The sequence below is a fragment of the Psychrobacter celer genome (genome assembly GCF_016107555.1).
Taxonomy (GTDB): Bacteria; Pseudomonadota; Gammaproteobacteria; order Pseudomonadales; family Moraxellaceae; genus Psychrobacter; species Psychrobacter celer.
Window position 1 is genome coordinate 41,579 of the sequence record NZ_JABASU010000012.1, and the last position, 19,122, is coordinate 60,700.

Consider the following 19,122-nt stretch of genomic DNA (forward strand, 5'->3'; position numbering starts at 1 on the left):
GATAGATAGACGCTGCTATGTGACGTCAAAGATAGAAGGTCGTTATTCTATCACTTCTTTGGCGTTATCGATAACCGCTTGTGATAAAGTAATGCCTTCTTCAGTCGCATGTTTTGGACTGACATACAAATCTAGCGCTTGCGGCGTATAGACAGGGATAGCGCCGGCTTTTTCACCATTTAAGATACGCACAACGATTTTGCCAGTTTCGCGGCCAAGATCGTAGTAGTTGACGCCCAACGCCGCCACCGCACCGCGCTCGACTGAGCTGGTGTCTGAGGCAATCAGCGGAATCTTACTTTCTTTGGCGATTTGGTATAGCGACTCATAAGCCGACACCACGTTGTTATCTGTTGAGGTGTAGATCATATCCACCTTACCCTCAAGACTGCGGGCGGCCATGGCGATGTCGTTACTACGCTGTGCTGGCGCTTCATGCACATTGATACCAAGTGGCGTCAGCTTTTCTTTTAGGTTTTTTAGGATGATGGTTGAGTTGACTTCACCTGGGCTATAGACGTAACCGACGTTTTTTAGGTCTGGGATGATCTGACGCATCAGCTCGATTTGCGGCTCATAGGGTAGCGCATCTGATGCGCCAGTGACGTTGGTGCCTGAGCCATCAAGTTTCGGTACTAGCTTGGCGGCGACAGGGTCAGTCACAGCCGAAAATACCATCGGAATGGTGCTGGTCGCTGCTGCAACAGACTGAGCGGATGGGGTGGCGATCGCGACAATAGCGTCTGGCTCATCCGCGACAAACTGCTTGGCGATCTGTCCGGCTGTTGCCGTATTGCCTTGTGCGCTTTGAAAGTTAACCGTTAGGTTTTCACCGTCTTTAAAACCTGCTTCATCGAGCTCGTCGATCACGCCTTTACGTACGTCATCTAAGGCAGGATGCTCGACAATGGCGGTAATGGCGACCGTTTTCATTTGCGTGGCGGTACTGTCTGTCGCACCGTCAGCACTATCGGTGTCTTGGGCTGTCTGATTACAGCCAGTTAAGATCGCAGTACAAACGCCGCCTAATAACAGCGCCTTACTGAAGTTGAAATGACCAAAACGGTTTTGATAAAACATAGCTCTCACTCCTGAAAATAATAATGTGTCCGTACATTATTTAATAGATGGGTAAAGGATAACGTCAGTTGACTGTGTCATACAATCACTGCATCACACGCCCTATGACTACTGCGCAGTGGTTTGTGCTTTTTTGTCGATATTGATGGCGTTTTTTAGCAAATCCTCACTCAAGCTTACGCCTTGCTCAGCGGCATGCTTTGGACTGGCGTACAAGGTTAAGGTGTTCATGACCTCAGGCTTAATGGCGCTCACGGCTTCACCATTTAGCACGCGATAGACCATCTTGCCTGTGGTACGACCAAAATCATAATCATTGACCCCAAGTGCGGCGGTCGCGCCGCGTCGTACGCTAAACTCGTCCGAAGCAATCACCGGAATATCCAGCTCGTTGGCTGCGCCTGCCATGGCTTCAAAGGCGGATACTACGTTGTTGTCAAGCGAGGTATAAATGACATCGGCACGACCTGAGAGGCTGCGCGTTGCCATGGCGACATCGGTTGGGCGATTGGCCGTGACATCTAAGATGGTAAGGCCATAATTTGGCGCGGCTTTTTTGAGCTGATCGAGCACCACCACAGAGTTGACTTCACCTGGGCTATAGACATAGCCGATGGTTTTGGCATCGGGGACGATTTTTTTGATATTGTCCAGTTGCGGCTCGATAGGCAGCTCACTTGATAGGCCAGTGACATTTGACTGGATAGGCACGTCATTGGCGTCGATGAGTTTTGCCGCCACAGGGTCTGAGATGGCGGTATAAATCACAGGGACGGTTTTGGTAGAGGCTACCACTGACTGTGCCGAGGGCGTCGATATGGCGACGATGGCATCAGGGTTGTCGCCGGCAAACTGTTTGGCTATTTGCCCTGCGGTGGCAGTATTACCCTGCGCACTTTGGAAGTTTACTGTGAGGTTTTGACCTTCGATGTAGCCATTATCAGCCAGCTCATCAATGATACCGCGGCGCATCTCATCTAGCGATGGATGTTCGACGATCTGGGTGATGGCCAAGGTCTTGGCAGGTTTATCGGCATCAGTACCAGCACTATCGGCGGCGGTGTCGGTAGCGTCTGAGCAGCCCAGTAGTCCAAGGGCAGCGCTCATGGCGGCACCATATAGGCTAAAGCGTAAAGTAGTAGCAAAGGTCATGTTATTCTGGCTCGTCGGTTAAAGAAGTGCAGGTTACCCGAGTCAATATTATGTACATGCTGAGATAACGGGCGAACATCAAAGTAATCAATCCATGATTATTACGTCCATATTATGACAGCAATGTAAGTTATCGCAATAAAAAATTAAAGCGCATTCGTCATAGGTGTACTTAGTAAGACTATTAGGCATTGTCGTAACCACTGTCATAAGCGTGGTTTTGAGTATTTAACCATAAGAATTAGCCTCTTAAAGCATTGTCTTATCCAATAAACTGATAGTCAAAAGGCATACAAGCTAGCAACGCATCTATTACGAACCGACTTCATAATTAACGTAAGCTAATGTTTATATAAAAATTTTTTATATGAGAAGTAGGGTGCGTCCAAAATCCATATCATTACTATTATTCAAACGCATATTTTAAGGATAACATTATGAAGACGGCTAATTTAAAGTTATTGACCATCGCTGGCATTACGGCAAGCTCATTGATTTGCCTGCCTGCTATGGCAAAAGACAATCATGGTAATGGGCACGGTCATGGAAATGGCAAGGGTAACTCTGCTCACATTAGTAAAGATTACAACCATAACAATTATCAAAATAATGGCAATGCCCACCCTAATATTAATGCGTATCGTAATGCTAGCCCTAACGCGTCATTCAAGCGTGACCTTGATAAATACGGTTATAGAGTAGTCGGCAAGCTTGATAGAAGGGATTATGATCGTTCTGTTATTTTAGACCGTTATGATGACCGTTACGTACGTATCCGTACGCCAGACAATAAGATTGTGACAGTAATTAATAACACGTTGGAAATTATTGATGTTTTGAGTAGATAACAGCGCACTTTAATCTTTTAAGTCAGCCATAAAAAAACGGTCTATTTAGACCGTTTTTTTTCGTTCTTTCTTTAATTATCACTTACACCACTACTTAAGTTAATATTTTTATGCGAGTACATCACCAATGACACAGTTATCAGGTAGCGTAACGACTGTTAGCTGAGTTTTTGGATCGCCTGATGACAAAATCATGCCCTCAGAGATGCCAAATTTCATCTTTCGCGGGGCAAGGTTGGTCACGCAAATGACCTTCTTACCCGTCAGTTGCTCAGGCTCATAGAACTTACGAATGCCGCTAAACACGTTGCGTGGCTTTTCTTCACCAACATCCAGTGTGAACTGTAGCAGCTTGTCCGCGCCTTCTACGTGATTGCACTCAAGCACTTTAGCCACTTTCATCTCAACCTTAGCAAAGTCTTCAATACCAATATAATCCGTTTGCTCGGCATCAGTATTAGCGTCTATTGCAGGTGATTTGTCTTTTGCGGCAGGCTTGTTATTTTCGGTCACAGCAGGCGCATCAGCTTGAGCTAATGATGCTTTAGAATCTTCTACCATGGCTTCAATATCTTTTTCTTCGATACGTTGCATGAGTGGCTTGAATTTATTGATTTTATGACCCAATAGCCACCCATTGCGGCTGGCAAAGCTTAAGTCTTCAATATTCAGAAACGTTTTGGCATTGGCGGTCAGCTCAGGCAGTACTGGCGCAAGATAAACCATGAGCTGACGGAAGATGTTGATCGCCACCGAGCAGACGTCTTGCACCTCTTGTTCAGTGCCTTCTTGCTTGGCAAGTGACCATGGTTTTTTGCCATCGATATACTCGTTGGCCTTGTCCGCACACTGCATGATAAGGCGCATGGCACGGGAGAACTCGCGGTTTTCATAAGCAGCAGCAATCTCATCGCCCGTTTTGGTGATGTCTTCTAACAACTCAGGCTCAGCGCAGACCTCTGAGAGCATCCCGTCGTATTTTTTGACGATAAAACCGGCGCTGCGACTGGCGATATTGACCACTTTACCCACCAAGTCAGAGTTGACCTTTTGCATAAAATCTTCTAAATCAAGGTTGATGTCCTCGACCTTATCCGATAGCTTACTGGCGAAGTAATAACGCAGATACTCTGGGTGCAAGTGCTCGGCATAAGTCTCAGCTTTGATAAAGGTGCCGCGTGACTTACTCATTTTTTCGCCATTAACCATTAAGAAACCATGAGCAAAAACGCCCGTTGGCGTGCGGAATTCACTACCGGCTAGCATGGCAGGCCAAAACAGTGCATGGAAATACACGATGTCTTTACCGATGAAGTGATACACCTCGGTTTTATGCTCATTTTCCTGTGCCCAATAGCGGTCAAAATCGAGCGCCTGATCGCTGCCTTCGCGTTTGTCGCATAGGTTTTTAAAGCTGGCCATGTAACCCACTGGTGCATCGAGCCATACATAAAAGTATTTGTCTGGCTCATCGCTTGGGGTATCGGGTATCTGAAAACCAAAATACGGCGCATCGCGAGAGATATCCCAACTGGTGAGACCCGCTTCAAACCATTCTTGCAGCTTATTGGCGACCGAGACTTGCAAGCGCTCATCACTGCGGGTCCAGTCTTTTAAAAACTGCTCAAATTCTGGCAAATCAAAGAAATAATGCTTTGAGGTTTTGAGTACCGGCGTGGCATCCGACAACGTCGAGTAGGGGTTTTTTAGCTCGGTGGCATCATAGGTGGTGCCGCAGACTTCACAGTTATCACCATATTGGTCTGGGCTAGCGCATTCTGGGCACTCTCCCTTGACAAATCGATCGGCCAAAAACAATTGTTTTTCGGGGTCAAACAATTGCTCGACATCCTTTGTGCTGATGTGGCCGGCGTTATTTAGACGACGATAAATCAGCTCAGAGAACTGTTTGTTTTCTTCTGAGTGGGTGCTGTGGTAGTTGTCAAATTCAATCAAAAACTTTGCAAAGTCTGCTTCGTGTGAGGCTTTGACCGAGGCGATTTGCTCTTCTGGCGTGACGCCATTGGCTTCTGCTTTGAGCATGATGGCTGTACCGTGCGCGTCATCGGCACAGACATAAGTGACCTGATGGCCTTGCGCCTTCATGGCACGCACCCAGATGTCTGTCTGAATGTATTCTACAAGGTGCCCCAAATGGATGTAGCCATTGGCGTAGGGCAGCGCACTGGTTACTAAAATCTCACGCACTTTTATCACCTATATTTTTGTATAAATGGGTTGGTTATCAAACGTCACACGCTGTTTATAAAGGTATGATGATGACGTTATCAAGGCTAAAAACTTCTAAAATAAGCAAAAGTCTAAAAAGTGTGTCTATGATACCGTAATTCGGCCAAATTTGTGATATTCCTTAGTAATTAACGCTAAGTGATGGCCGATTTTTTATAAAAAACCAGCATCGCTTTGACATAAAAAACCCACCAAGCGCAGGCTAAGTGGGTGGTATTTGTGGTTATCATCAATCGAAAATAAGACGACTGTAGAGTGAGGTGCGCTAAGGCAAGGCGAGCGGTACGATCAAAAAGAACCAAACATCGTCCCTAAGATGATGATAGCGACCACTGCGATCAGCGGAATCACGATGGTGACCATGGCTAGGTTGAGATACGACTGCTTGTGAGTCAAGCCACAAATCGCCAGCAAGGTGATGACCGCGCCACTGTGCGGCAAGGTATCCAGACCGCCTGCCGCCATGACTGCCACACGGTGCATCAGCTCAGGGTCGATACCAGCATTGACTGCCATTCTAAGATAGTCCTCACCCAAGGTTGAGAGAGCGATACTCAAGCCACCAGACGAGGAGCCAGTGATACCCGCAAGCGTGGTCATAGCAACGGCTTCTGAAATCAAAGGATTGTCAGGGTTTAGGTTTAAGATGCTATCACGAATGATAAGAAAGCCTGCGAGTGAGGCAATCACCGCGCCATAACCCACTTCCGATGCCGTGTTAAAAATCGGCAACATCGAGTCGTAAGTACCACGGTTGATGGTTTTTTTTAGGTTATTCCAATGACCAATACGTAATAGAATCAAAACCGTACAAGCAACGACCAATGAGATGATAATTGACCATAGTCCAAGCGAGCCTGCGATATTGAGATCAGGGAACTGCGCTTGTAAGCCGCTAAAGTCCATTGACGGAAAAATGAAATAGGTCATAACGGCGTTTAGAGCGATGACCAGCACCAGCGGAATCATCGCAATGGTAAATGAGGTAGGATGCGTACTGAGGGTTTCGGCTTCTTTTTTAACCGCACCAACACCGCCCACATCTGCTTCGTCATGCTGACCATAGCCTTCACCTGCGGCATTGGCTTTTTTGGCGCGTGTCTGTAGCCATAGCCAGCCACAGACAAACATAATGGTACCGCCGATGATACCCAGTATCGGTGCGGCAAAAACGTTGGTATTGTAGTATGGGATTGGGATAGCGTTTTGAATGGCTGGCGTGCCTGGTAGTGCTGTCATGGTAAAGGTAAAGGAGCCAAGCGCAATCGCTGCTGGAATCAAGCGCTTGGGTACATCTGCAGCCTTAAATAAATCCTTGGCGATTGGATAGATGGCAAAGGCCACAACAAACAACGACACACCGCCGTAGGTCAAGATAGCGCAGACTAAGATGACCGCGAGAATGGCTTTGTTGGCACCGAGTTTTTCGACCACAGTATTGGCAATCGCTGTCGCCGCGCCTGAGTCTGCCATTAAGCGCCCAAATAACGCACCTAGCAAAAATATGGGGAAAAACTTAAGCAAAAACCCACTTAACGCGCTCATAAACACATCGGTATAAGCCGGAATACTGCTAAGAAAGTCGCCCGACAGTAATACGGCCAGCGTCGCCATAATCGGTGCTAATATCAGCACTGAATAGCCGCGATAAGCAAAGAACATCAATAATAATAACGTAATAACAATAGCAAATGTGCTAAACATAATCGCCCTCCTTGGCAAAGTTCAATCAGCGAGTATGCAGGGCATGTTTATGTAGGTCAATAAAATTAATCAAAATATGTAATTTTTGATTTTTTATCAAATATTAATCTAGGGCATGTCCTCAATTCAATCAATAGTCATCTAAATGGGCTAAAAATGGTTAAATCTGGCCAAACGGTGTCAAATAGCTGACTAATATCTCAATATTATCTGCGCTATTTTCCTTGTTTGACGGCGATTTATCTCATTTTTATCGCCATTTTTGAAATGAGGACACACCCTAGAATAATATGATATTGACTTGCCTCATACCTCGCACTGTGCTGTCTCGTTCGTTCTTAGTGTTATTGTCTTCTCGCTACGAGAATTATATGTTAAGTTAGCATAAGTATTTGATATATGATATATCGATATAAAATGTATTGATTTAAATTTAAAAAAGTCAATACGCTATTGATTGGCACAATAAATAAATCATGATAGATAATGGACGTTAATAACAAAAACAGACTTGCAAGGAGATAAGTATGAGTCGCTCAAAAGTATATAGTAGTGCCGAAGAGGCGCTAAAAGGCATCGTCAGCGATGGGCAGACGCTTGCTATTGGCGGGTTTGGTCTGTGCGGTATTCCTGAAGCGTTAATCGAAGCATTGCGTGATAGCGGAGTTAAGGATTTGACCTGTATCAGTAACAACGCCGGTGTCGATGACTTCGGTTTAGGATTACTACTACAAACCCGTCAAATTAAAAAAATGATTTCATCTTACGTCGGCGAAAACAAAGAGTTTGAGCGTCAGTATTTGGCAGGTGAGCTTGAAGTTGAGCTGACGCCGCAAGGCACCTTGGCCGAAAAACTGCGCTCAGGCGGTGCAGGCATTCCTGCATTTTATACCGCCACAGGCGTTGGTACGCTGGTCGCTGAAGGCAAAGAAACCCGTGAGTTTGACGGTCGTACTTATGTGTTAGAGCATTCACTGCGCGCCGATGTGGCATTGATTAAAGCGCAAAAGGCCGATAAGGCGGGCAATTTAATCTTTAATAAAACCGCTCGTAACTTCAACCCGGATTGTGCGATGGCGGGCAAAGTGACCATCGTTGAGGTCGAAGAAATCGTCGAGACCGGTACTCTTGACCCTGATGACGTACATCTGCCCGGTATCTTTGTGCAGCGTATCGTCTTAAATGATAACCCTGAAAAACGTATCGAAAAAACCACCACTAAAGCCGCCAAGAGTGCTTAGTTAGTGGTTTTACCCAAATCTTTTAAAAATGACGTTAATAATAGAATATTGTAATACTACTTCTAAAAATTGAGCAGCAAGTAAGATAACCCTAAGTGCTACATTTTGTAGACTAAGCGAGTTTGATGCCGCTAATCATATTTCTTGGAGTGGTTATAAAAATAAGGAAATCACCATGGCATGGACAAGAGAGCAGATGGCACAGCGTGCCGCACAAGAGTTGCAAGACGGCTATTATGTAAACTTGGGCATTGGACTACCGACCCTCGTGGCCAACTATATTCCTGAAGGGGTGGATGTCTGGCTACAGTCTGAAAACGGCCTATTAGGTATTGGCGAGTTTCCAACGGCGGAGAATGTCGATGCCGATTTGATTAATGCGGGCAAGCAAACCGTCACCGCAGAGCCGGGCGCCAGTTATTTTAGTAGCTCAGAGTCGTTTGCGATGATTCGAGGTGGTCATGTCAATCTGGCGATACTCGGCGCGATGGAAGTGTCAGAAAAAGGGGACTTGGCCAACTGGATGATTCCCAAAAAAATGGTTAAAGGCATGGGCGGCGCGATGGATTTGGTGGCCGGTGTGCAGCGGGTGATTGTGCTGATGGAGCAAGTCAACAAACACGGCGAGCCAAAAATCCTTGCAGAATGCGCGCTACCCTTGACAGGCAAAGGCGTGGTCGACCGTATCATCACCGAGCTTGCGGTATTAGACGTCACCCATGATGGCCTAAAGCTGGTGGAATTGGCAGAGGGTGTCAGTTTTGAGGAGCTGCAAGAAAAAACCCCAGTGAGCATTGTGCAATAACGGCGGCCAACAAAGACTGAACACAGCCAACTGATAAAGGATGATCGCATATGGCGACCCAATTACAACAAGATTTGACAGGCAAAGTGGCCTTAGTCACAGGCGCCGCAAGTGGTATCGGACGCGATATCGCCGAAACCTATGCCAAGGCAGGCGCCGCGGTTGGTATTGCTGATATCAATCTGGCCGCCGCGCAGCAAACGGCTGATGCCATCGAAGCAGCTGGCGGTCGGGCACTTGCTATTGCGATGGATGTGACCTCTGAAGATGCGGTAAACGAAGGTGTACAGAAATTGGTTGATACCTTTGGCGCTATTGATATTTTGGTGTCTAATGCCGGTATTCAGATTATCGATCCTATCCATAAAATGACGTTTGATGACTGGAAAAAAATGCTCGCCATTCATTTGGATGGGGCGTTTTTGACCACCAAAGCGGCCACGCAGCACATGTATAAAGATGACAAAGGCGGTACGATCATCTATATGGGCTCGGTGCACTCGCACGAAGCATCGCTATATAAAGCGCCGTATGTCACTGCCAAACATGGACTCCTAGGGCTGTGCCGTGTGTTGGCAAAAGAAGGCGCGCCTCATAATGTCCGCGCGCATGTGATCTGCCCAGGGTTTGTCAAAACCCCACTGGTCGAAAAACAAATCCCCGAACAAGCCGCCGAAAAAGGCATCAGTGAAGAGTCAGTGGTGAATGACATTATGCTGGTCAATACCGTCGATAAAGCGTTTACCACAGTCGATGATATTGCCCAGCTGGCTTTGTTTTTAGCAGCATTCCCAAGCAATGTCTTTACTGGGCAATCCATCGTCGCTAGCCATGGTTGGTTTATGAATTAATAAAACCCAAACTGAGCCAGTTGCGGGTTTATGGCGCTTTTAAATAAATTGATACCATCCATGTTTGTTTGTGGTATCAACTTTGGCAACACTGACCGTGATTGTGGTTTGCTGGCTATTTGAGGCGTTTGACCATCATCAGCTTGCTAATAAAAGACCAATCCATTAGGGTTTGATTTTATGTTGACTTGAGCCAATTGTATTGGCTCTTTTTTATGAGCGCCGGATGCTGAGACCATTTATCATGCTTATGTCATCGATGCGGCGCGCAAGCTTTTGGGCGTGGTGTCCTTACGTGTATTGATTTTGGCATCGCCCTCTGCTGCCTCTGGGCTGGCCACGGGCGATGTGGTGATGCGCGATTGCTTTTCCTTGCTTGGTCGTGAGGCTCTGGTGGCGTTGATGCTCGGTGCGACCATGGCGGTGGCGATCTCTATCATTGGTTATATTCGCGGTGATGCCGTGGTGTCGCTGGTGCTGGCGCTTAGTATGATGTCGGTGGTAATGATTGGTTGTGTGATCGGCATGAGCTTGCCATTTGTGCTGAACAAATTAGGCTTTGACCCTGCCGCCGCCAGTGCGCCTTTGATCATTTCAGTGTGTGATGCGTCGGGAGTGCTGATCTATTTATTTGTCGCTTCGAAGTTTTTGGCGATTGGTTGATTTGGTTTTTGCCATAGGTATCGTCGGCGCGCGTGTTCCCACTGGCATTGTGGTTTTTTTATAGCGTCAATTGAGCTACACTGTCGAATAATAAGGGTAGACAAAAAGCTGATGATGTATTATTGACCAGCGCGACGACGGTATTGCTCGAGTTGTCCTACCGGCCCACTTGCAAAATAGGTAGTCATGATAGCCATGTTTAATTTTATGAAAAAAAAATCCAAAGCCGAAACACCGCAGCAGCGCGCCGAGCGTGATAGCGCAGTTGATAAAGTCTTGCTCGGCTATGAAGTCGGCACCGTTAGCATTGCCACGATGGTGACGGGGCTTGAGCGCGATGGGCAAGTGCTCACCTTAGATTTGCGCTTACCCAAAGACAGTAACCCTGAACAGATACAACAGGAGCTGGGTCAACTGCTGCATCCGCATGGTATCAGAACCATTCATATGAATGTGCGCCTACCAGCCGATGTTAAAGGTGCTGGTGCAAGCTTGCCCAAATCGATGCCAAAGACGACAGATGCCATGGCCACTCACGCCAAACCTGCTACCCAAGCAGAGCAAGAACCGACAAGCGGCGAGCCGCCAATTACTAAGGCTGCGCCAACGCAAGCATCGCTGGCAGCGCACCCACGTATTCGTCATATCATTGTGGTGGCCTCAGGCAAAGGCGGCGTTGGCAAATCAACGACGACAGTCAATATTGCTTTGGCATTACAAAAGCTTGGCAACCGTGTGGGCGTGCTAGATGCCGATATCTATGGCCCTAGTATGCCAACGATGCTGGGTGTGGCGGATATCAAGCCTGAGCTAGAAAACGAGCAGTTTGTGCCTGTCGAAGCGCACAGTATGGCCATGCTATCGATAGGTAGCTTGCTCGATAGTGACAACACTCCTGTCGCGTGGCGCGGCCCCAAGGCCACGGGCGCCCTGATGCAGCTATACAATCAAACCAACTGGCCACAATTGGACTATTTGGTGATTGATATGCCACCAGGTACAGGTGATATTCAGCTGACATTGGCGCAGCGTATTCCTGTCACAGGGGCGGTGATTGTGACAACACCACAGCATGTGGCCTTGATGGATGCGCAAAAGGGCGTTGAGATGTTTAACAAAACCAATATCCCCGTATTGGGTGTGGTGGAAAACATGGCGCTGCATACCTGTAGTAACTGCAACCATACCGAGGCCATCTTTGGCAGCGGTGGCGGCAAGTTTATCGCAGAGCAATATCAGGTGCCGCTACTAGGCCAGTTGCCACTTGCCAGTGGTATCCGCGCCCAAGTGGACAAAGGGGTGCCAAGCGTCTTGGCTGACGATGAGTTTGCCTCTTATTATTTGAGCATTGCCAAAAACATCGAAGCCAACATTGCAAAATTTGCCAAACCAGTCGATGATAAGCGAATTTTTTGATAAGTTTTGCGCGCTACTCGAATAATAGTAAAATAGCCTAAGCATGTTTTTCCATAAAGAACGTGGTTTACAGCAAGGAAGTATGGTGAGCATATCAATTTATCGGCGTCATTTAGACGATATTCCCAAGCAGTATCTGTTATTGAAACTGTTGCGCCCGCCGATATATGTGATTGAGCTTTCAAACAATCAAATAATTGCTGTTTGCTATTACAAAGACGGTAGTAGCAAACGGTATCAAATCAACGCCGAGTTTAGCAATCGCCGTATGGTGATCGCTGATTTTAATAAGTTTTCAGCAGTGTTGGCTGAATTATTAAAAAAGTTTCCTCGGCACTTTTTATGGATGAGCGCGATAGCCGCTACTGATGTGACACAAAAGCTGACAGATGGTTTGACCGATATAGAGATTAAGGTGATAAGAGAAGCCATTTGGGTGTCTGCAAGACAAGCAAAAAGAAGCGTCGTAAGCACCACCGTTGGCTACCAAGGACAGGTAGTCTCACGATAAAATTTGGCTAGGATACCTCACTTATGAACCAAAACCCCAGCCCTAACGCACAAAATCAGCCGCACTCACCTGTGGGTGCAAGACCAGTTATTGAACAGCTTATCCAAGAGGGACAGCCCACTTTTGGGGTGTTTACGCAAGTCAAAAGCATCAATTATCTTGACTACCACAGTCATCTGATCTCGCAAAAGACGCTGCCAAACTGGCGAAAAGATCTCAAAGCCAATCAATTTTGCTTTATCCAAATTATCCAGCCGCCTTATCGCATCTGTTTGGCACTGGCGACCATCAAGCTTGCCACCAGTGCCTTTGTTTATCTTTATAACGATGAGACTGATGAGCTAGAGGTTTGTGAAGCTTTGCAGCCTTTGACGCGGCAGACGCAGCTAATAGGTGATTGCTATCAAGGGCGAATGGCATTTACCCATAATAAGCTGACCGTAACATTGGATTTTACGCCTTCACAAATCGTAGTAGCATTGGATAGTAAACACATTACGCTTGATGCGATGCTACAGCGGCAAACGCAGCCACTTGCGATCTGCACCCCAACGGGCAGGCGCGGCTGGACATACACACAAAAAGAGCCACTGACAGCAGTCATGGGACACATGTGCATCAAAGAAGCATCAATATTTAATATCGCTGCGGTTACGGCTGGCAGCCAAACCAAGCAAATAGACTTTGATGCGTCTGCAATTGCCAATCTAGATTGGACGCTGGGCTATATGCGCCGCGAGACCAGTTGGTTTTGGACATGTATCAATCACTACTTGCCCGATGGTCGCCATTTTTTATTGAACTTATCGATGGGTGTCAATGAAACGGGTATGAGCGAAAATGCCTGCTGGCTAGATGGGCAGATACATTATCTACCGCCTGTGATGTTTGTACGTCAGGCCTTGCAGGCAGCTGTGCCAAGTACTTGGCGTGTTTATCATCAAAACCTTGGCTGGAGCAATGTCGATATTGATTTGACCTTTACGCCCATGACTGTCTATCAAAAAACCGATAACTTTGGCGTGCTGGCCAGTATTTTTGAGCAATGGCTTGGCTGGTATAGTGGGGAGATACGGCTGGGCGATACCGTCATCAGGCTCGATCATGTCATGGGGTTGGCAGAAGACCATTTTGCCAAATGGTAGCCTAGAGGTCTTGCCTGCTTTTTATAAAGTTACTCGGTTGACTCGGGCGTTAAAAGTTTGATTGTCAAGTAGTTTGGGTGTTAAGGGTTTGGCTATTAAATGGTTTGCATGATAAATAGTGACAGCTCTATAAATTCAGCGCTCAATTCCGTATAATCACCGCTACCAATATACGAAGCGTGTCTCTTAGAGGGTGACAATCATGACAGCCTCTGGGTCATTGATGCGCTATCGTCAGCGCCTAACCCCTATATTATTTGCTAAGGAACAAAAATGTCTATCAAATCTGACCGCTGGATTCGCAAAATGGCTGAAGAACATGGCATGATTGAGCCATTTGAGGCGGGTCAAGTACGTTTCAACGATGCAGGCGAGCGTTTGGTCAGCTACGGCACATCAAGCTACGGATACGATGTACGCTGTGCCCCTGAGTTTAAAGTTTTTACCAATGTACACTCTGTGGTGGTCGATCCCAAAAACTTCGATGATAAAAGCTTTATCGATATCGTTGGTGATGAGTGCATCATTCCGCCCAACTCATTTGCGCTGGCGCGTACCGTTGAGTACTTTCGTATACCACGCGATGTCCTGACTATTTGTCTTGGTAAATCTACTTATGCACGCTGCGGCATCATCGTCAACGTCACACCACTTGAGCCTGAGTGGGAAGGGCATGTAACGCTTGAGTTTAGTAATACCACCAATCTACCTGCGCGCATTTATGCAGGTGAAGGGGTTGCACAGATGCTGTTTTTCCAAAGTGATAGCGATGATGTTTGTGAAACCAGCTATAAAGACCGTGGCGGCAAGTACCAAGGTCAACGCGGTGTCACGCTGCCAAGAACGTAGTCGGCAGCCGCTCAATTATTGCTGTTTGGCGCTAGCTTAGGTCTTTAGTCTTATAGAGTAGAGTTATAGAGTGTTAAATAAGCAAAAAGCCAGTCATGGTTCATACGACTGGCTTTTTTGTGGGCTAAAAACTAAGGTGTTAGAGGTTTTTGTTACTTTAAGACTTTTAGACCCGCTTTGTTATCGCGTTTGGGTTTGGGCTTGTCAGACTTGGGCGTCGTGTGCTGCTCTTCTGGCACATAATTGTCATACTCGTTTGGATCAAAAAACATGCCTTGCGAGTTTTCTTTGGCATAGATACCCATCACCGCCGTCAATGGCACCCAAATCTCTTGTGAGACGCCACCAAAACGAGCGCTAAACTGGATATAGTCATTGTCTATACGCATATTGCCTGTCGCACGGCTGGCAATATTGAGCACAATACGGCCATCTTGCACATGTTCGGTTGGTACCTGGACGTTTTTGGCCGTCGCATCGACCATCAGATAGGGCGTCAGCGCATTGTCCTCTATCCATTGATAAAGGGCGCGTACCATATATGGACGAGTTGGGGTGAGAGAAGTGGTATCGCTCATCTAATGATTTCCTATACTAAATATGGGTTAAGAGATAAACGGTCATCTGTGACAACAGTCTACTATTTTAAATAATACATTGTTTGCAACAGACAAGTATGGCGGGACTAATTTTCGCATTGTCACTGTCTGTTTGGTTTTTATTCTTTTTACACTTTTTATTCTAAGACAGACATCGAGCGTTGTCTAATTAGCGCACACTTCTTTGGAAGCTCTCGCGCTCAAAGATACGCTGCTGATAGTCCAATAAAGGCCGACTGATCGCATGCGGTAGCGCTATGCCCATGTCTTCTAGTCGCCACAGTAAAGGCGCTAACAACACGTCACACCAGCCAAAGTCATCTGCCATAAAATAAGGCTTATGTGCAAACAAAGGCGCAAGCGTGATTAAAGAATCACTGAGCTGTTTTTTGGCAATGACAGCTTTCGCTTTATTAAAACTATCAGGATGTGTCAGTAGCTGCTTGCCGAGCACCAGCCAATCATGCTGGATGCGCCATGCCAATTGGCGAAACTGTGCGCGCTCTTGCGGAGCTTCAGGGAGCAGCTTATTGGTATGGTAGCGCTCTTCTAAGTATTCAAAAATCACGTTGATTTCATAAAGGGCAATATCACGTTGCTGCAACACAGGCAGGGTATGATAAGGGTTTAGCTCAGTCAAGTCCTCGGGGCGCTCAGAGTGCAAACGTGACAAGTAATAATCGAGCTTTTTTTCTTCAAGTAATAGGCGTACCACATGACTGTCGTAGCCGTCATCAGCATATAAGATTAGCTGACTACTTGGAATGTCGTTTGCATCAATCATGAAAGCCTAATGTTCATAGTAAAGGGTGTCATCGTAAACAAAGTAGAGCCGATTATCAAGCCAGCGTACGTAAACACGATGGGTGGATGCCGTATGGATAGGTGTTTGTTCTATTGTCAGTCTTTATTGTCTTATCAGTCTCTATTACCTACGCTATCCTCGATTCGATATAAAAACGTTTCATTGAGCGACTTGATAGCCATGTATCTGATTTACTTGGGTCAAACTATATAGTAGCACGTACAAAATACGGTGCGGCAAAATGAAAAAAGGCACTACCCAAGTAGTGCCTTTTTGTGTCTATTATGACCAATTTTTTATAGCGATAGGCTATGTTTAGGATGCTGTTATTTTACGTCTTTCCAGAACTCTTTATTGAGTAAGTAAACTGGGATCAGTAATACTAACAAGAATAAAATCACAAAAAAGCCAATCACTTGACGGTCATGACGGGCAGGTTCTGCCATCCACGCCATAAAGTTGACTAAGTCACCAACTTCAGATTCAAACTCTTCAGCACTAAGCTCTTCTTGCATGTTATGCAATACGTGCGGCATCGCCGCGTTTGCCAGCACTAAGTTGTTTGAGCCCCAAGGACGGCTTGGATCTTCATAAAATGACAATAGATAAGTATAAACCCAGTCATCACCGCGTAGTCTGGTTTCAAGCGACAGGTCTGGTGGCGCCGCACCAAACCATGCGGCTTGAACCTCAGGGTCAATCTCCGCTGTGATATGGTCACCGATTTGATCGGTGGTGACCATTAGGTATTTTTCGACCAGCTCAGGTGGAATATCCAAGTCTTTGGCGATGCGTGAATGACGAACGTACTGTGCAGAATGACAACCAGCACAGTAGTTCATAAAGATTTTTGCACCGTTTTGTAGCGAGCCTTTATTGGTAAAGTCAATGGGGGCTTCACTACAAGCCAAATGTTCTACCACGCCGTCGGCATTGGTAAAAGTACCACATCCGCCGCCTGCTGCCAGCGCACTACCAGCAGTCAAACTCAATGCCGCGCCTAAGCCTAGACCAGCTAGGGATTTGATTAGCGTGCTCATTAGTGACCTCCGGTAACGCGTTCTGGTGGCTGTTTACACTTCTCGATGGCAGTGTAAAACGGCATCAACAAGAAGAACAAGAAATATAGAATCGTGAAGACACGAGCCATAATAGTCGCAGTTGGCGTCGCAGGTGTTGCACCTAAATAGCCAAGTACGATAAAGCTAATAGCAAAGACAGTTAGTGCAATCTTAGACAAGATACCTTTGTAGCGTATTGAGCGTACAGGTGATCTGTCGAGCCACGGTATCAAGAATAGTACAGCGATGGCCGCACCCATGGCGATGACCCCGCCCAGCTTACTTGGAACCGCACGCAAGATGGCATAGAACGGTGTGTAGTACCATACTGGTGCAATGTGTGCTGGTGTTTTCAGTGAGTTCGCTGCTTCAAAGTTAGGTGGCTCAAGGAAATAACCGCCGCCTTCAGGGAAGAAGAACACCACCGCAAAGAAACAGATAAAGAATACTACGATACCCACCATATCATGCACAGTGTAGTATGGATGGAATTCGATACCGTCTAATGGTACGCCATTTTTGTCTTTTAGCTTCTTAATATCGATACCATCAGGGTTGTTAGAACCTACATGGTGCAATGCGACAATGTGCATGAAGACCAAGCCCACAAGGACCAATGGAATAGCGACAACGTGTAGCGCAAAGAAGCGGTTTAGGGTGATACCTGAGATGATATAGTCACCACGTACCCATTCAGCAAGACCGTCACCAATTACCGGCAGCGCCGCAGGAAGGTTTAAGATAACCTGAGCACCCCAGAATGACATGTTGCCCCAAGGTAGTAGGTATCCAAAGAAACCTTCGGCCATAAGAGCCAAATAGATGCCCATACCGATGAGCCAAATAAGCTCACGAGGTTTTTGATATGAGCCGTAGAGCAGTGCTCTAAACATATGCAAATACACCACGACAAAGAACGCTGAGGCGCCAGTCGAGTGCATATAACGGATGAGCCAACCGCCTTTGACATCACGCATGATGTATTCTACAGACGCAAATGCGCCCTCGGCACTAGGGTTGTACATCATCGTCAGCCAAATACCGGTCACCAACTGGTTGACCAATACGACCATTGACAATACGCCAAAGAAGTACCAAAAGTTAAAGTTCTTTGGTGCATAGTACTTTGACATGTGGTATTCATAGGTTTCAGTCGCTGGGAAACGCGCGTCCACCCAATGCATTAACTTTTTACCCATACTCATATTAAGCCTCCCCAACCGTCAAGATGGTACCTTCCATGCTATATTCTGGAACAGGTAAATTCAGCGGTGCAGGAACGCCACTATAGACACGGCCTGCTAAGTCATATTTTGATCCGTGACAGGGGCAAAAAAAGCCGCCGTACCAGTCGTTACCACCCAAATCGGCTGCGCCCACATCAGGACGGTAGTTCGGTGCACAGCCTAAATGCGTACACACGCCTTCGACCACCAAGACTTCTGGTGTCAAAGAACGCTCTGGGTTTTGGCAATACTCTGGTTGTAGCGATGCTTCTGAATTAGGGTCAGATAGTAATGGCTTAACTGACTCAAGCGTGCTCAACATGTCTTCGGTACGTTTTACCACAAAGATCGGTTTACCGCGATATTTGACGACAATCATCTGTCCCGCTTCAATAGAGCTGATATCTTGGGTGACTGCAGCCCCTGCAGCCTCAGCTTTGGCGCTCGGGTACCAAGAGCGGACAAAAGGTGTTGCCACAGCAGCTACCCCAGCTGCACCAATTGCGGCAGTTGAGGCAATAAGAACTCTACGGCGTTGTACGTTAACGCCTTCGGCTTGGCTCATTAATACTTCCTCCAGGTGAATGAAATGGGATTATCCCACACTGGGTTTGTGGCTTAGAAAATATACAATATCAAGCCACTTTAGCTGTGCCTAATTTTGCTAATTGTTGCTATTCTAAGCTATTTCGGTGATAAAATAAATTATTGCGTTAAAAATAAAGCAACCTTGAGAGAACACAGTATAAGGTTGAACAGGGTAACCCATACAAAAAAGCTGGATTATCAACGTCTAACATCCGTTTTGTTTCGATAAAGGGCGCAAAGGCGCTTCAAAGGTTTTGCAAACGATGGTCACGTGATGACCTTATAATCAATAAGGATATTCAGCAATAGCGAATGATACTTGAAATTC

The 19,122-nt window shown here is 46.5% G+C and carries 17 protein-coding genes and 1 pseudogene; 9 read left to right on the forward strand and 9 right to left on the reverse strand.

All coding sequences use genetic code 11. From position 1 onward, the window contains the following. Positions 1-42: 42 nt before the first annotated feature. Together JFC05_RS07290 and JFC05_RS07295 are read right to left on the reverse strand one after the other, a co-directional pair. Positions 43-1,080: an ABC transporter substrate-binding protein gene (locus tag JFC05_RS07290; RefSeq protein WP_198336390.1), complete on the reverse strand. Its 1,038-nt coding sequence runs from the start codon at positions 1,078-1,080 to the stop codon at positions 43-45. Between the two features lie 108 nt (positions 1,081-1,188). After that, complete coding sequence (locus JFC05_RS07295) at positions 1,189-2,232, reverse strand: ABC transporter substrate-binding protein (protein WP_198336391.1); 1,044 nt, start codon at positions 2,230-2,232, stop codon at positions 1,189-1,191. 437 nt (positions 2,233-2,669) lie between these two features. Here JFC05_RS07295 and JFC05_RS07300 point away from each other — a divergent pair, with 437 nt between their 5' ends. Then, positions 2,670-3,080 carry a hypothetical protein gene (locus tag JFC05_RS07300; RefSeq protein ID WP_198336392.1) on the forward strand — a complete coding sequence of 137 codons (411 nt, stop codon included), beginning with the start codon at positions 2,670-2,672 and terminating at the stop codon, positions 3,078-3,080. Between the two features lie 108 nt (positions 3,081-3,188). Here the strand turns inward: JFC05_RS07300 and metG are convergent, their stop codons facing one another. Together metG and JFC05_RS07310 are read right to left on the reverse strand one after the other, a co-directional pair. Then, positions 3,189-5,288 carry a methionine--tRNA ligase gene (gene metG, locus JFC05_RS07305; protein WP_198336393.1) on the reverse strand — a complete coding sequence of 700 codons (2,100 nt, stop codon included), beginning with the start codon at positions 5,286-5,288 and terminating at the stop codon, positions 3,189-3,191. A 330-nt stretch (positions 5,289-5,618) separates the two neighbouring features. Next, positions 5,619-7,034, reverse strand: coding sequence for a GntP family permease (locus tag JFC05_RS07310; RefSeq protein ID WP_198336394.1), 1,416 nt, complete (start codon positions 7,032-7,034; stop codon positions 5,619-5,621). A gap of 527 nt (positions 7,035-7,561) precedes the next feature. Between JFC05_RS07310 and JFC05_RS07315 the strand changes: the two genes are divergently transcribed. The 8 genes and pseudogenes from JFC05_RS07315 to dcd all read left to right on the forward strand — a co-directional run bounded on the left by JFC05_RS07315 (position 7,562) and on the right by dcd (position 14,515). Next, the gene (locus JFC05_RS07315; protein WP_105243737.1) at positions 7,562-8,275 is read left to right on the forward strand and encodes a CoA transferase subunit A; all 714 of its coding nucleotides are present in this window, start codon (positions 7,562-7,564) and stop codon (positions 8,273-8,275) included. Between the two features lie 175 nt (positions 8,276-8,450). Next, a complete protein-coding gene (locus JFC05_RS07320) occupies positions 8,451-9,080 on the forward strand; it encodes a CoA transferase subunit B (RefSeq protein ID WP_192992997.1) in 630 nt (209 codons plus the stop codon). Between the two features lie 50 nt (positions 9,081-9,130). Next, a complete protein-coding gene (locus JFC05_RS07325; protein ID WP_192992998.1) occupies positions 9,131-9,931 on the forward strand; it encodes a 3-hydroxybutyrate dehydrogenase in 801 nt (266 codons plus the stop codon). 264 nt (positions 9,932-10,195) lie between these two features. Then, a pseudogene (locus JFC05_RS07330) lies at positions 10,196-10,594 on the forward strand (magnesium transporter); the annotation flags it as partial. A 195-nt stretch (positions 10,595-10,789) separates the two neighbouring features. Beyond that, complete coding sequence (apbC, locus tag JFC05_RS07335) at positions 10,790-12,010, forward strand: iron-sulfur cluster carrier protein ApbC (protein WP_198336395.1); 1,221 nt, start codon at positions 10,790-10,792, stop codon at positions 12,008-12,010. An 82-nt stretch (positions 12,011-12,092) separates the two neighbouring features. After that, positions 12,093-12,521 carry a hypothetical protein gene (locus JFC05_RS07340; protein ID WP_198336396.1) on the forward strand — a complete coding sequence of 143 codons (429 nt, stop codon included), beginning with the start codon at positions 12,093-12,095 and terminating at the stop codon, positions 12,519-12,521. Positions 12,522-12,544: 23 nt separating this feature from the next. Then, on the forward strand, positions 12,545-13,666 hold the full coding sequence (locus JFC05_RS07345) for a DUF2804 domain-containing protein (protein ID WP_198336397.1): 1,122 nt from the start codon (positions 12,545-12,547) through the stop codon (positions 13,664-13,666). 273 nt (positions 13,667-13,939) lie between these two features. Then, positions 13,940-14,515, forward strand: coding sequence for a dCTP deaminase (gene dcd / locus JFC05_RS07350; RefSeq protein WP_075101619.1), 576 nt, complete (start codon positions 13,940-13,942; stop codon positions 14,513-14,515). A 152-nt stretch (positions 14,516-14,667) separates the two neighbouring features. Here the strand turns inward: dcd and JFC05_RS07355 are convergent, their stop codons facing one another. The 5 genes from JFC05_RS07355 to petA form a co-directional block, all read right to left on the reverse strand. Continuing rightward, complete coding sequence (locus JFC05_RS07355; protein ID WP_198336398.1) at positions 14,668-15,093, reverse strand: ClpXP protease specificity-enhancing factor; 426 nt, start codon at positions 15,091-15,093, stop codon at positions 14,668-14,670. A 190-nt stretch (positions 15,094-15,283) separates the two neighbouring features. Further along, the gene (locus JFC05_RS07360) at positions 15,284-15,898 is read right to left on the reverse strand and encodes a glutathione S-transferase N-terminal domain-containing protein (RefSeq protein WP_198336399.1); all 615 of its coding nucleotides are present in this window, start codon (positions 15,896-15,898) and stop codon (positions 15,284-15,286) included. A gap of 347 nt (positions 15,899-16,245) precedes the next feature. Next, positions 16,246-16,959 carry a cytochrome c1 gene (locus JFC05_RS07365; RefSeq protein ID WP_198336400.1) on the reverse strand — a complete coding sequence of 238 codons (714 nt, stop codon included), beginning with the start codon at positions 16,957-16,959 and terminating at the stop codon, positions 16,246-16,248. After that, a complete protein-coding gene (locus JFC05_RS07370; protein WP_198336410.1) occupies positions 16,959-18,164 on the reverse strand; it encodes a cytochrome b in 1,206 nt (401 codons plus the stop codon). The genes JFC05_RS07365 and JFC05_RS07370 overlap by 1 nt, the downstream gene beginning before the upstream one ends. Positions 18,165-18,186: 22 nt before the next feature. Then, positions 18,187-18,771: a ubiquinol-cytochrome c reductase iron-sulfur subunit gene (gene petA / locus JFC05_RS07375; protein WP_192993006.1), complete on the reverse strand. Its 585-nt coding sequence runs from the start codon at positions 18,769-18,771 to the stop codon at positions 18,187-18,189. Between the last annotated feature and the right edge of the window lie 351 nt (positions 18,772-19,122).

Bases quoted from the DNA above. Each gene is read 5' to 3' on its own strand.
- JFC05_RS07320 (WP_192992997.1), top strand. From the start codon at position 8,451: ATGGCATGGACAAGAGAGCAGATGGCACAGCGTGCCGCACAAGAGTTG.
- JFC05_RS07310 (WP_198336394.1), bottom strand. From the start codon at position 7,034: ATGTTTAGCACATTTGCTATTGTTATTACGTTATTATTATTGATGTTC.
- JFC05_RS07370 (WP_198336410.1), bottom strand. From the start codon at position 18,164: ATGCATTGGGTGGACGCGCGTTTCCCAGCGACTGAAACCTATGAATAC.
- JFC05_RS07325 (WP_192992998.1), top strand. From the start codon at position 9,131: ATGGCGACCCAATTACAACAAGATTTGACAGGCAAAGTGGCCTTAGTC.
- JFC05_RS07290 (WP_198336390.1), bottom strand. From the start codon at position 1,080: ATGTTTTATCAAAACCGTTTTGGTCATTTCAACTTCAGTAAGGCGCTG.
- JFC05_RS07295 (WP_198336391.1), bottom strand. From the start codon at position 2,232: ATGACCTTTGCTACTACTTTACGCTTTAGCCTATATGGTGCCGCCATG.
- JFC05_RS07340 (WP_198336396.1), top strand. From the start codon at position 12,093: ATGGTGAGCATATCAATTTATCGGCGTCATTTAGACGATATTCCCAAG.
- JFC05_RS07360 (WP_198336399.1), bottom strand. From the start codon at position 15,898: ATGATTGATGCAAACGACATTCCAAGTAGTCAGCTAATCTTATATGCT.
- JFC05_RS07300 (WP_198336392.1), top strand. From the start codon at position 2,670: ATGAAGACGGCTAATTTAAAGTTATTGACCATCGCTGGCATTACGGCA.
- apbC (WP_198336395.1), top strand. From the start codon at position 10,790: ATGTTTAATTTTATGAAAAAAAAATCCAAAGCCGAAACACCGCAGCAG.
- JFC05_RS07355 (WP_198336398.1), bottom strand. From the start codon at position 15,093: ATGAGCGATACCACTTCTCTCACCCCAACTCGTCCATATATGGTACGC.
- JFC05_RS07345 (WP_198336397.1), top strand. From the start codon at position 12,545: ATGAACCAAAACCCCAGCCCTAACGCACAAAATCAGCCGCACTCACCT.
- JFC05_RS07365 (WP_198336400.1), bottom strand. From the start codon at position 16,959: ATGAGCACGCTAATCAAATCCCTAGCTGGTCTAGGCTTAGGCGCGGCA.
- petA (WP_192993006.1), bottom strand. From the start codon at position 18,771: ATGAGCCAAGCCGAAGGCGTTAACGTACAACGCCGTAGAGTTCTTATT.
- dcd (WP_075101619.1), top strand. From the start codon at position 13,940: ATGTCTATCAAATCTGACCGCTGGATTCGCAAAATGGCTGAAGAACAT.
- JFC05_RS07315 (WP_105243737.1), top strand. From the start codon at position 7,562: ATGAGTCGCTCAAAAGTATATAGTAGTGCCGAAGAGGCGCTAAAAGGC.